Here is a 12416-nt window from a genome sequence, read left to right on the forward strand (position 1 = left end):
GGCAATCGATCACCGACTCGTCTTCCGCATCGTTGAGAGCGTCCACCCGGCGGAAAGGCGACGCGCAATGATCAAGACCACGCACCCTCGGCATCTCAGCGCTCCGTCATGGCGCGTGCCCGAAGGCGCGACGACGGACCGGCGGCCCCGCGAGGCCGCGAGCGGGCGGGCCGCCGGCCCGCCGCCGTTGACGGGACGCTGGCCGCTCGTCGGCCGCCACGCCGAGCTGACGCGGTTCGCCGAGGTGCTCGCGGACCGGTGGAGCCGGGGGTTCGTCGTGTGCGGCCCTTCCGGCGCCGGTAGATCACGGCTGGCGGAGGAGTGCCGGGCCGCGGCGGCGGCTGAGGGATACCGGACGGTGCGGGCGGCGGCGGACGCGGCGACGGCGACGGTCCCGTACGGAGCGATCGCCCACCTGCTCCCGCCCGATGTCGACCCCGCCAACCCGGTGGCGGGCTTCGTCTCGGTGTCCAGGGCGCTGGCCGGGACGACGCGGAACAGGCTCGTGGTGCTCGTCGACGACCTGCACCTGCTGGACGCGACCTCCGCGGTGCTGATGCGGCAGCTCATGGAGGTGGGCCTGATCTTCCTCATAGGGACGATCCGCACGGACGGGCCCGTCACCGAGGCCGTGGACGTCGTACGGCGGGAGGAGTCGGTACACCGGGCCGACCTGGCCGAATTCGACCAGGACACGGTCCACGAGCTGCTCCGGACGGTACTCGGCGGGCCTGTCGGGCGGCGCGCGCTGCACGAGCTGTTCACCGCGTCCGGCGGCAACGTGCTCTACCTGCGCGAACTGGTGCTCGGAGCCCTCCGCGCGGGGGCGCTCGCGAACGACGGGACGTTGTGGGACCTGGGCGAGGGCCCCCTGCCGCGCACGCCGAGACTGACCGAGCTGATCGAGGCCCGGCTGGCGTCCGCGGGCGACAGCGGACGCCCGGTCCTTTCGCTTCTCGCCCTGTGCGAACCGCTGGGACCGCACGACGTCGCCGCCCTCCCGCAGACCCTGATCGACCTCGAACACGCCGGGCTGATCCGCGCGTCCGACGACGGGCGGCGCGTCAGCCTGACCCTGGCCCACCCTCTGTACGGGGAGGTCCTGCGGGCGCGGACGCCCCTGACCCGGCGCCGGGCCATGCTGTCGCACCAGGCCGGCCGGATCGAGGCGCACGGATCCCGCCGCGGCGACGACGCGCTGCGCGTCGCCTCATGGCGGCTCGCGGCCACCGGCGCCGCCGACCCTGCTCTGCTCGTCCGGGCAGCCGCCACGGCGCGCCGCGCCCATGACCACGCCGGCGTCCTCGCGATCCTGAGCAAGGTGTCCCCCGAGTGTCACACGGCCGGATCGCGGCTCCTGTACGCCGAGGCGCTCATGGAGACCGGCCTGTGCCAGGAGGCCGAGGCGGTGCTCGCCCGCGTGCACGAGGGGACCTCCACCGGCCGGGAACGGCGGGCCGCGACCAGGATGCGAACCCGCAACCTGTTCTGGGCGGGCGGGCGGACGGAGGAGGCCCTCCGGCTCAACGACGAGGCGCTCGCCCGCCTCCCCCGTGGACTCGACCGCGACCTCCTGCTCGTCGACAAGGCGACCATGCTCACCATGTCCGGCCGGCCCTCCGAGGGGGTGGGGCTGCTCGACCCCCTCCCTGTGGAGGCGTCCCAGGATGTGGGCGGATGGCTGTGGGGAGCGGCGACGAGGGCGACCGGTCTCGCGCTGCTCGGCCGCACCCGTGAGGCGTGGTCCCTCGCCGAGGCGGCCGAGCGGCCCCACCGGGCGCGGCCGCAGGAGGAGGAGGAGGAGGCGGCGGCCCTGCCGCCGCCGGCGTTCACCTTCGTTCTCCCCCTCACCCTCGCGGCGGCGGAGGACGGCCGGCTGGGGACGGCCCGTGAGATCGCGGCGCGCGGCACGGCCGGTCCGCCCACCGGACACGGCGGAGCCCACGGCGCGATGTGGAGCGCGCTGTGCCGGGCGCGCGTGGAGTGGCTGGCGGGGCGCGTCGCCACGGCGCGCAGGTGGTACGCGGAGGCGGCGGCGCCGGCCCGTGCCCTCCACCATCCGCCGCCGACGCGGCTCATCCTGTCCGGACTCTGCGCGACCGCGGCGGTTCTCGGTGACGTCGAGGCGGCCCGGGCGGCCCTGGACGAACTCGGCGCCCACCCCTCGACCCGGCTCTTCGCCGGCGAGGACCTCCTCGGAGAGGCATGGCTGCTGGCGGCCCAGGGAAGGCTGGCCGAGGCGCGCGAGACGCTCCTGCGCGCCGCCGCGACGGCGCGGGACACCGGCCAGGCGGCCTGCGAGGCACTGCTGCTCACCGACGTGGCCCGCCTCGGAGGGGCGAGGCAGGTGACCGGTCGCCTGGCGGCTCTGGCCGGAACGTGCGACGGCGGTCTGACGACGACCCGGGCGCGAATGGCCGCCGCCCTGGCCGTGAACGACCCGGCGAGGCTCATGGAGGTCGCCGGTCTGCTTGCGGACGCCGGCGCGGACCTCATGGCCGCCGAGGCCGCCGCCACCGCCGCCGCGGCCTGGCGGCGAAGCGGCGCCCCCCGTCAGGCCGCCGCGGCGGCGGCGCGTGCAGCCGAGCTGAGGACGCGGTGTGAAGGTGCGGAAACCCCCTTGCTGGCCACCTGCCACGAGGCCGTTCCGCTGACCGCGCGCGAGCGCGACATCGCGCTGCTGGCCGCCGGGGGCGCCTCCAGCAAGGACATCGCCCGGACGCTGGTCCTGTCGGTGCGCACCGTCGACAACCATCTCCAGAGGATCTACACCAAGCTCGGTGTCACCACCCGGCGCGACCTCGCCCACGCCTTGCGAGGCGGTCCGGACCAGAGGAGCCCTGGCCCCGCCGTCCGGCCTGCCGCTCACGCGGGACGCGCCGAGCACCGGCGGGCGGGCGCTCCTCTCATCGGCCGGACCGCCGGCGACGGCCAGGACCGGCAGCGCCTTGGCGGCTCGATTCATTGATCACGCCGGCAGGATCCCCCGCTTCCGGTTCGGCGTGCCCCGACCGGAACAGCGGTAATCCCTCTTACGGTGCATGGAAATCATCCGGCGGAAGAATCGCGCATTTTCCAGGCGTTCTCCACCTTCTCCGTGCATGCCGAAGAGTTTCTCCTCCCACCGCACCGGGCCATAGTGGACGCATGTGAGACGTCAGGCTCGCGGCAACGATATATCGGATGAACAAGTGACGCGGTTCGCGCGATAGCGCCAGGTTTGCTGAGGTTCCAGGTGGTCAGGGGAACCTTCATGACCGAGAATCTGCAACCTGTTCCCGATGATTGGACAAGTGCGCTGGCCATTGTGGCGCATCCCGACGACATGGAGTTCGGCTGCGCCGCCGCCATCGCGGCATGGACCGCGAGCGGCAAGCGCGTCACCTATCTCCTCCTCACCAGAGGGGAGGCCGGCATCGACGGAATGGCCCCCGCGGAGGCCGTCAAGGTGCGCGAGGAGGAGCAGCGCGAGAGCGCCGCCATCTGCGGGGTCGAGTCGGTGGAGTTCCTCGACTACGCCGACGGGACCATCGAGCACTCCCTGGGGCTGCGGCGCGACCTCGTGGCGGCGATCCGGCGGCACCGCCCCGAACTGCTGGTCACCTTCACCCACCACGACTTCACCTACACGGGGAAGTGGAACTCGCCGGACCACCGCAACACCGGCCGCGCCGCGCTGGACGCGGTCCTGGACGCGGGCAACCGGTGGATCTTCCCCGACATCGAGGACGAGCCGTGGGGCGGGGTCAAGTACGCGGCCGTCGCGGGGTCGACCCAGCCGACGCACGCGGTGGACGTGACCGACTCGCTGGACGTCGCCGTGGCCTCCGTCGAGGCCCACGCCGCCTATCTGTCCGGGCTCGGGCTCCCGCCCGGAGCGGCGCGCGGGCCGCTGGAAGGGTTCGTGCGCAGCACGGGTGAGCGGTTCGGTGGCCGTCCGGCGATCCCGTTCGAACTCCTCCGCTTCTGATCAAAGGGGCCTGTCCACCTGCGGAGAAGCGCCCCGCGGTCTTTGAGACCGCGGGGCGCTTTCGTATGTGCGGGACCGCTGTCAGAACCAGGGGACGCCGTTGACGAAGTCGGCCAGCCGCTTCTCGTTGACGAGCAGGAAGGCCTCCGACGGAAGCACCAGGCCGGCGTCCTTGAACCTTTTGAGGAAGAAGCCCACGCGCGAGCGGGTGGTGCCCACCATGCCCGACAGCTCCTCCTGGGTGATGCGCTCCTCGATGGCCAGCATGTGGCCGGAGCGCTGCTTCCCGAGTTTCCTGGACAGCCGGAGCAGGACGGCGGCGAGGCGCTGCTCGCTGTCCATCGTCACCATCGTCGTGATGACCTGCTGCTGCTCGGTGAGACGCTCGGCGAGGTGGTCGATGAAGCCGTTGAGCAGCCTGCGGTCGGCCATGGCCGCGCGGAACCCGTGCGCCGGGATCTTCCTGACCCACGAGGTGCGCATCACCGTCGCCGTCTCGCTGCGCTCGGCTCCGAGCAACGCGGACTCGCCGAAGATGTCACCCGAGGTGTAGATCGATAAAAGGCACTCCTTGCCACACCGGGCGTAAGTCTGCGTCTTGACCTGGCCGCTTTCGACGAGGTAGATGTTCTGGTCCTGTTCACCACAGTTGTAGATATGCGCTCTTTTCGCATATCTGATCGAAGAGGCGCCGAGCGAATCGCCTGCGGCTAACTCTCTGAGCTCGTCCTTGAACTGGGCAGCCTCTACAGAAGTCATGCTGGTACCTTTGACCGGGTTCATTGGCGTACACGAACCCTTACCCGTACATCTCAGAAAAAACGGGAATGGTCAAAGAAATGTGGGACCGCTCGTGCGGCAGAGGTCGGGGAGGGAGTCGATAAAGTCTCCTAGCAGGGGCATCAAATCCGCGCCGCCCTTGAACAGGGAAATATGATCACCGTGCGGGCGTACATGCAAGATTGCATCGGGCAACGCCTGCGCCACCGTTTTCGAGCCGTCGGGGTGCGCGGTCCGGTCGTCGGTACTGGTGACCACCAGCACCGGCCGGCCGATCCCCGAAAGCCACGGCGTCACGTCCGTCGTCATGATCGTGCCGTTCACCCGGCAGTACCGGTACAGCAGCTCGGGGGTGGCGTACGGGTACACCACCAGGTGCGCCAGGTCCGGCGGGACCTCCGACAGCATGGTCTGGCACAGGACGGGGTGGATCGCGGCGGCCCGGTCGGGCCCCGCGGCGCCCATCTCCATGAGCGCCACCAGGTTCTGCTGGTGGGAGGTCTTCTCCGCGGCCGGGATCCCGGCGAAGTCCCCGTGCCACAGGCTCAAGGACCCCACCCTGGAGGAGCTCGCGTCCCTGCCCTCCGCCACGTCCTGGTGCGCGGCGGCCAGCCCGATGACCGCGCCGCCGCACAGGCACATCAGGTGGGCCTGGCCCACCCCGAAGTGGTCCATGACGGCCAGCAGGTCACCGGCCTGCGCGCCGATCTCCGCGGGCGGCGGGCCGGCGGCGGTGACGTCGCCGACGTCGCCGAACAGCCCCCGGGTCTCCCAGGTGAGCACGAAGTGGTCGACGGCCAGGAAGCGCATCCACTCCTCGGCCAGCCGGGCCGGCATGCCGCAGGGCATGACGACGACCACCGCGGGGTCCTCGCGGCGGCCCGCCGCGTAGGCGGTCAGCGCGGGGCCGCCGCCGGGGGCGGCCACCTGTTCTCGGGCGCAGAACCCCTCGAAGCCGTTCGCGGCGACGTCGTCCACCGTGCGGTCGACGGTCTCGGGCGGCACGTCCGGATCCAGCCCGGGCCGCCCGAGGGCGAGGTGCTCGCTGATCACCCGTTCGAACACCCCGAGCTCGCCGGGGTCGCCGGGGTCGCCGACCGGGCGGAGCTCCGGTGCGCCCAGCCGTCCGGTCATCCGGCCGAGCAGGGAGGACAGCTCCGCCGGACCGGCCACGCGCACCGGAGGTTCGAGGACGTCCGCGAGCGGGCGCGCGGACAGCACGGCTTGCGCCAGGCGTCTCAGTTCCGTCGTCTCGGAGGTCACGGGTATCACCGCGTCACGAAGGGGTGTCCGGTCGTCGTGGCCGTCGCCATGCGGTTGTGCGGGTTGTCGTTGTGGCCGGCGACCAGGACGGCACCGTAGCGGTCGAGGCTGACCCTGCCGCCGTACTCCTCGATCTCGTCTGTGCCGGGGTAGACCTGCACCTTGGTCGGCACGTACCGGGAGGCGAAGCCGAGGCGCATCTCGTCGGTCTTGCCCGAGTGCGGCAGCGAGGCGTGCATGAGCGTGGACCAGAACAGGATGGCCTCGCCGGGGCGCATGACCATCGAGACGGCCTCGGACTCGTCGGGCTTCCAGTCGGGGTCGACCTGCAGCTCGCGGTAGTCGTAGCCGAAGAAGCCGCGCCGGACGCCGTCCTTCTCCTCGGCGTTGATCTTGTCCGGGTCGTAGTGCATCTTCTTGGTCTCGTCGTAGAACATCGTCTGGTGCGTGCCCGGGATGAACTGCAGGCAGCCGGTCTCCTCGTTGGCCTCGGTGAAGGCCGTCCAGACGGTGATGGTGCCGCCGAACTCCTCCGCCTCCGGCCAGACGATCTGGGGCTGCCCCGAGGCGTTGGCGAAGGTGTCGGCCTGGTGCCAGTCGGTGCCCTCGTCGCCGGGGTACTTGGGGAAGAACTCGGTGCGCCAGCACAGCAGGTCGGGGCCGAGCACGCTCCTGACCCTGTCGACGATCTGCGGGCGGCTGATGTGGTCGGCCAGGAACGAGGAGTCCAGGTGCCGGTCGTAGTTGGAGATGTTGGTGTTGCCGGAGGACGCGGCCTCCTCCTGGTAGACGGCGTTGCCGCGGTCCATCAGCCGCAGCCGCTCGCGCCGCCACGCCGCCCGCATCTCGTCGATCTCGTACACCTTGAACGGGCCGAAGTAGCCCTGGTTGTGGAAGGTCGCCAGCTCTTCCTGGCTCATGGCGAATCCGCCCTGTGTCCGGGTCTCCTGCATGATGATCCTTTCTAGGCGTTCAGTCGTTCCCCGACGCACGAGGCCAGGCTCTCCACCGACGCCTCCTCCAGTTCGCCGCCGGTGAGCGCGAGCCCGTAGTGCTCGTTCACCTGGGCGATGATGCGGGTCAGCGCCAGCGAGGTCGCGCCGTAGTCGAACAGGTCGGCCCCCGGCGGGACGTCGTCGCGGTCCAGCACGCTCGCGACGATGCGCCGCACGACCTGGATGGGCGGGACGGACGGGGCGGAATCGGCGGCGGGCCGCGTCACCTGGTCGACCAGGGCGCCACGGTCCGCCTTTCCCTGCACGGTCATGGGTATCTCCGCAACGATGTGGTAGTTGGACGGACGCGCATGGACGGGGAGCTCCTCCGCCGCCCGCGCGGTGAGCCGGCGAGTCAGGCCGGCGTCCGGCTCCGTGCCCGGGGCGGGCACCACGAACGCCAGCAGGCGCACGTCGCCCTCGCCGTAGTCGCGGACGGCGACCACCGCGCCGGCGATCCCCGGATCCCCGAGCAGGCACAGCTCGATCTCCCGCGGCTCGACCCGGAAGCCGCGTACCTTGATCTGGTCGTCCGCGCGCCCGACGTAGGCGAGTTCGCCGCCGGGCAGCCGCACCGCCAGGTCGCCCGTGCGGTAGAGCCGGGTGCCGTCCCCGGTGACGACGAAACGCTCGGCGGTGAGCCGGGGACGGTCGAGGTAGCCCCGGGCCAGGCCCGCGCCGGAGACGTACAGCTCCGCGGCGACGCCGTCGGGCACGGGGCGGCGGCCGGCGTCGAGCAGGTGGAGGCCGAGGTCGGGGATCGGCACGCCGATCGGGCTGACCTCGGGGTGGTCCAGGTCCCGCTCGAAGACGCGCCGGTAGGTCACGTGGACGGTGGTCTCGGTGATCCCGTACATGTTCACGAGCTCGGGCTTCTCGTCGCCGTAGCGCGCCACCCAGGGCCTCAGCACCTCGACGTCCAGCCGCTCGCCGCCGAAGACGACACGGCGCAGGCGGAACGGGGACGGCTCGCGCCTGCGGGCGTCGGCCGCGGCGAGGTGGCGGAACGCCGACGGGGTCTGGCTGAGCACGGTGACGCCCTCGGCGAGCAGCAGCTCGCGGAACGCCTCGGGGGACCGCGCGGTCGGCGCGGGCACGATGACCAGCCGGCCGCCGTACAGCAGCGCGCTCCAGATCTCCCAGACGGAGAAGTCGAAGCTGACCGAGTGGAACATCGTGACGACGTCGTTCTCGTCGAACTCGAACCACGGCTCGGTCCGCTCGAACAGGCGCACGGCGTTGCGGTGCTCGACCAGCACGCCCTTGGGCGCGCCGGTCGATCCCGAGGTGTAGATGACGTACGCGAGGTCGCTGTCGGTCACCTCCGGCGTGCCCGGGTCCTCCCCGAGGGCCGGGTCGTCACGGTCGATCCACACGATCGCGGCCTTGTGGTCGCCGAGGGCCCCGGCGACCCGCGACTCCGCGACGACCGTCGCGACGCCGCTGTCCTCGAGCAGGTACTCGATGCGCTTGGCCGGATAGGCGGGGTCGATGGGGACATAGGCTCCCCCGGCCTTCAGAATGCCGAGCAGCCCGACGATCATCTCGACGCCACGGTCGGCGCACAGTCCCACCAGGACCCCCGGGCCCACTCCCATCGCGCGCAGCCGCGGCGCGAGCCGGTTCGCGCGGGCGTCGAGCTCTCCGTAGGAGATCTCGACGCCGGGGGCGGAGACGGCGATCCTGCCGGGCTGCGACCTGGCGCGCTCGGCGAAGATCTGGTGCAGGCATCTGCCGGTCATGTCGCGTACATCCCCCAGTGGTGCGGGGTGAGGGCGAGGTCGACCATGGTGCCGGGGACGAACATCCTGGCCCAGGTGCCGCCGCCCCGCTCGGGGGCGATCCGCTCCTGGAAGTACAGGTCGCGGACGCGCTCGTCCTTCACGTGCAGCGAGAGCACCTTGTAATAGGTGGCCAGCGACTTCAGGTGGATGAACCAGTGGATGCGGTCGGCGGCGCCGAACGCCTCCTCGTAGACGAAGACCGTCGCCTCGCCCGGCAGGTTCTCGTTGATCGACTCGGCGGCCTCGCGGGCGAACGTGCGGCCCTCGGACCTGAAGTTGTAGTCGATCTGGGCGGTGCGGTGCAGCAGCAGGCCGCAGTTGCCCGAGTGCAGGATCTGCTCGGCCGGCAGCGGCACCTGCTCGCGGGCGCCGGGCAGCCCGGTGATCGGGCCCTCCTGGGTGTACTGCGCGGTCCGCCGCTCACGCTCGCCGTCGACCTTGGTGCCGTACATGCCCCAGAACTGCGGCATCAGCACGGTCTCCTGCATGCTCCCGTCGACGAACATCTTGTCCCAGCCGCGGTCGTCCTCGGCCTGCGCCTTGGCCACGTTGCCCCGGTACTCCTCGTCGGAGGTGCCCATGTGGACCATGGCCTCGTAGGCGTCGAGGGAGCTGAGGTGGATGAGCCAGTGCAGCCTGTCCTTGGTGCCGAAGGTCTCCTCGTAGACGTACGCGCTCGCGACGCCCACCTGCTTGGCGGTGACGAACTCGGCCATCATGCGGGCGAACTTGCGCCCCTCGGCGTGGAATCCGTTCTTCAGCTGCGCCGTCCGCTCGACGATCACTCCTGCGTTCCCGGAGTTCAGCAGATCCGCGGCGGGGATCGAGGTCTGCTGCTCGGCGGGTGGTATGACCAGTTTCGGATGTGTCATCGCTGAACTCCGTCTTTTCTCGGCTGTACTTCACGCTAACCAGGCCCGGGGAGACCGCCTGCTCAATACTGAGCAGGGCCTCACAAGGGGATGTTGGTGTGGTGCCCGCGCGAGGGCAGGGCGTCCATGAGCGCGCCGGCGATCCGGGCGCGCGTCTCCTTCGGGTCGATCACCGCGTCGACCACGCCGATCTCGACGGCCTTGGCGACGCCGCCGGACTCGCGCTCGTGCTCGGTGATGAGCCGGCGGCGCAGCTCTTCGCGCTGCGGCTCCGCCGCCGACCGCAGCTTCTTGCGATGCAGGATGTCCACCGCGGCGCCGGCGCCCATGACGGCGACCTCGGCGGAGGGCCACGCGAAGACCGCCGACGCGCCGAGCGCCCGGGAGTTCATGGCGACGTAGGCGCCGCCGTAGGACTTGCGGGTCACCAGGGTGACGCGGGGCACCACGGCCTCGGCGAAGGCGTGCAGCAGCTTGGCGCCGCGCCGCACCACGCCGTCCCATTCCTGCTGGACGCCGGGCAGGTAGCCGGGCACGTCCACCACGACGACGAGGGGAACGCCCAGCGAGTCGCACATGCGCACGAAGCGGGCGGCCTTCTCCGCGCTGGCGGCGTCGAGGCAGCCGCCCTTGCGCAGCGGGTTGTTGGCGAGCACGCCGACCGTCCGGGTCGCCAGGCGGGCGAGGGTGGTGACCATGTTCGGCGCCCAATGGGGATGCAGCTCGACGCCCGGGGCGTCGGTCAGGCCGTCCACCAGCGGCTTGACGTCGTAGGCGCGCCTGGCCCTCTTCGGCAGCAGCGCCCCGAGGTCCACCTCGCCGGTGGCGCGGCCCAGCTCGAACGTGCCGGGCCTGCCGAGCAGCGCGGTGATCCGCCGGGTCACGGCGACCGCCTGACCGTCGTCGGGGGCGATGACGTGCGCCACACCGCTGCGCCGGCTGTGCGTCCTCGGCCCGCCGAGGCTCTCCATGTCGACGTCCTCGCCGGTGACCTTGCGGACCACGTCGGGGCCGGTCACGAAGATCCGCCCGCCTTCGCTCATGACCACGATGTCGGTGAGCGCCGGCCCGTAGGCGGCGCCCCCGGCGGCCGGGCCGAGCACCAGGGATATCTGCGGCACCACGCCGGAGGCGCGCACCATGGCCGCGAACACCTGCCCGACCCCGTGCAGCGCGGCGACCCCGTCACCGAGGCGCGCGCCGCCGGAGTGCCACATCCCGACGACCGGGATCTTCTCCTTCACCGCGAGATCGATCGCCTCGACGATGCGGGCGCAGCCGTCGGGGCCCATGGCGCCGCCCATGCGGGCGGGGTCGGTGGCGAAGGCGACGGCCGGACAGCCGTCGATGAGGCCTCGCGCGCCCGTGACGCCGCAGGCGTCGTCACCGGGCAGCGGGTCGGCGTGCCCGCCGTCGAACAGCGCGCGCAGCCGGGCGGTGGGATCGCGATCGTCCACAGCCGATCACCAGGTCACAGGCAGTTCGTGCACGCCGTACACGAACATGTCGAAGCGGAAGGGCACCTGCTCCACGGGCACGGCGAGCCGCAGGCCGGGGATGCGGTCGAACAGCGTCGACCACGCCACCTCCAGCTGGATGCGCGCGAGGATCTGGCCCATGCACTGGTGGATCCCGTAGCCGAAGGAGAAGTGGTCGTGCCGCTCCCGGTCGAAGTCGAGCCGGTCGGGGCACTCGAAGACCGCCTCGTCGCGGTTGGCCGAGGCCACCACCACCACGACCCCCTCGCCCGCCTTGATCAACTGGCCGCCCACCTCGACGTCCTCGGTGGCGGCGCGGCGCAGGCCGTAGTCGATGACCGTCTGGTGGCGGATGATCTCCTCGACGGCGTCGGGCAGCTTGCCGGGGTCCGCGCGCAGTTCCGCGAGCCGGTCGGGGTTCTCCAGCAGGGCGACGGTCCCGGCGCCGATCTGGTTGGCGATGGTCTCGTAACCGGCGACCATGAGCAGGGTCGCGATGCCCACGACCTCCTCGCGGCTCACCCCCGCCTCCTCCCGGCGGGCGCCGATGCGGCTCAGCAGGTCGTCGGCCGGCTCGGCCTCCTTGATCGCCACGAGCTTGTCCAGGTACTCCTTGAGGTCGTTGCGCACCTGGATGCGCCGCTTGGGGTCGACGCTCTGGTCACCGATGACCTTGGTGGTGTCGTGGAAGTACTCGCGGTCCTCATAGGGCACGCCGAGCAGCTCGGTGATCACCATGGACGGCAGCGGCAGGGCGAGCCCTCGCACCAGGTCGACCGGCGGGGTGCGGGCGGCCATGTCGCCGACCAGGGTGTCGGTGATCCGCTGGATCGCCGGGCGCATCGCCTCGACGCGCCGGCGGGTGAGCTCGGGCAGCAGCAGGCGGCGCAGCCGTGAATGGTCGGGGGGGTCCATCCGGATGAACGTCCCCGGCCCCGGAGGCTGCGCGGTCAGGCGCGCGGGGAACCCGGGGGTCGCGAAGTCGGAGCTGAACCGGGGATCGCCCAGGATCTCCCGCGCGTCCGCGTACCGCGTCACCAGCCACACCACGCTGTCGTCGAATTCCAGCCTGATGCGGGTGATGGGACGCTCGGCACGCAGCAGCCGGTACTCGGTGGGCGGATCGAGAGGGCACGTTCTGGCCACGGGATAGGTGTCGGGGAACCTCACGGTGTCGTTGTCGGCAGCGTCCATGGCACCAGCTTCGGCCGGGCGCGGCGGCCGGTCTGCTCAACACTGAGCACGACGGCGAACAGCGCGCGCCGGGCGCCGCC

Annotated in this window: 9 protein-coding genes; 2 read left to right on the forward strand and 7 right to left on the reverse strand. The window is 71.5% G+C overall.

Features of this window, described 5'->3' with window-relative positions; all coding sequences use genetic code 11:
• Positions 1–67 precede the first annotated feature (67 nt).
• Both ACFO60_RS25590 and ACFO60_RS25595 read left to right on the forward strand, forming a co-directional pair.
• On the forward strand, positions 68–2968 hold the full coding sequence (locus ACFO60_RS25590) for a helix-turn-helix transcriptional regulator (protein ID WP_380844294.1): 2901 nt from the start codon (positions 68–70) through the stop codon (positions 2966–2968).
• Positions 2969–3253: 285 nt separating this feature from the next.
• The gene (locus ACFO60_RS25595; RefSeq protein WP_380844296.1) at positions 3254–3970 is read left to right on the forward strand and encodes a PIG-L deacetylase family protein; all 717 of its coding nucleotides are present in this window, start codon (positions 3254–3256) and stop codon (positions 3968–3970) included.
• 81 nt (positions 3971–4051) lie between these two features.
• Here ACFO60_RS25595 and ACFO60_RS25600 read toward each other — a convergent pair whose 3' ends face one another.
• The 7 genes from ACFO60_RS25600 to ACFO60_RS25630 form a co-directional block, all read right to left on the reverse strand.
• Positions 4052–4729: a Crp/Fnr family transcriptional regulator gene (locus ACFO60_RS25600; protein ID WP_380844298.1), complete on the reverse strand. Its 678-nt coding sequence runs from the start codon at positions 4727–4729 to the stop codon at positions 4052–4054.
• A gap of 72 nt (positions 4730–4801) precedes the next feature.
• Complete coding sequence (locus ACFO60_RS25605; RefSeq protein WP_380844300.1) at positions 4802–6013, reverse strand: alpha/beta fold hydrolase; 1212 nt, start codon at positions 6011–6013, stop codon at positions 4802–4804.
• A gap of 5 nt (positions 6014–6018) precedes the next feature.
• Positions 6019–6966 carry a chlorinating enzyme gene (locus ACFO60_RS25610; protein WP_380844302.1) on the reverse strand — a complete coding sequence of 316 codons (948 nt, stop codon included), beginning with the start codon at positions 6964–6966 and terminating at the stop codon, positions 6019–6021.
• An 11-nt stretch (positions 6967–6977) separates the two neighbouring features.
• Positions 6978–8750, reverse strand: a complete 1773-nt coding sequence (locus tag ACFO60_RS25615) for an amino acid adenylation domain-containing protein (RefSeq protein ID WP_380844304.1) — start codon at positions 8748–8750, stop codon at positions 6978–6980.
• Complete coding sequence (locus ACFO60_RS25620) at positions 8747–9664, reverse strand: DUF6039 family protein (RefSeq protein WP_380844306.1); 918 nt, start codon at positions 9662–9664, stop codon at positions 8747–8749. The genes ACFO60_RS25615 and ACFO60_RS25620 overlap by 4 nt, the downstream gene beginning before the upstream one ends.
• A gap of 80 nt (positions 9665–9744) precedes the next feature.
• The gene (locus ACFO60_RS25625) at positions 9745–11121 is read right to left on the reverse strand and encodes an acyl-CoA carboxylase subunit beta (protein ID WP_380844308.1); all 1377 of its coding nucleotides are present in this window, start codon (positions 11119–11121) and stop codon (positions 9745–9747) included.
• 6 nt (positions 11122–11127) lie between these two features.
• Positions 11128–12336 (reverse strand): cytochrome P450, encoded by a 1209-nt coding sequence (locus ACFO60_RS25630; protein ID WP_380844310.1) that lies wholly within the window; start codon positions 12334–12336, stop codon positions 11128–11130.
• Positions 12337–12416 lie beyond the last annotated feature (80 nt).

This window comes from Sphaerisporangium dianthi, assembly GCF_042654065.1.
Taxonomy (GTDB): Bacteria; Actinomycetota; Actinomycetes; order Streptosporangiales; family Streptosporangiaceae; genus Sphaerisporangium; species Sphaerisporangium dianthi.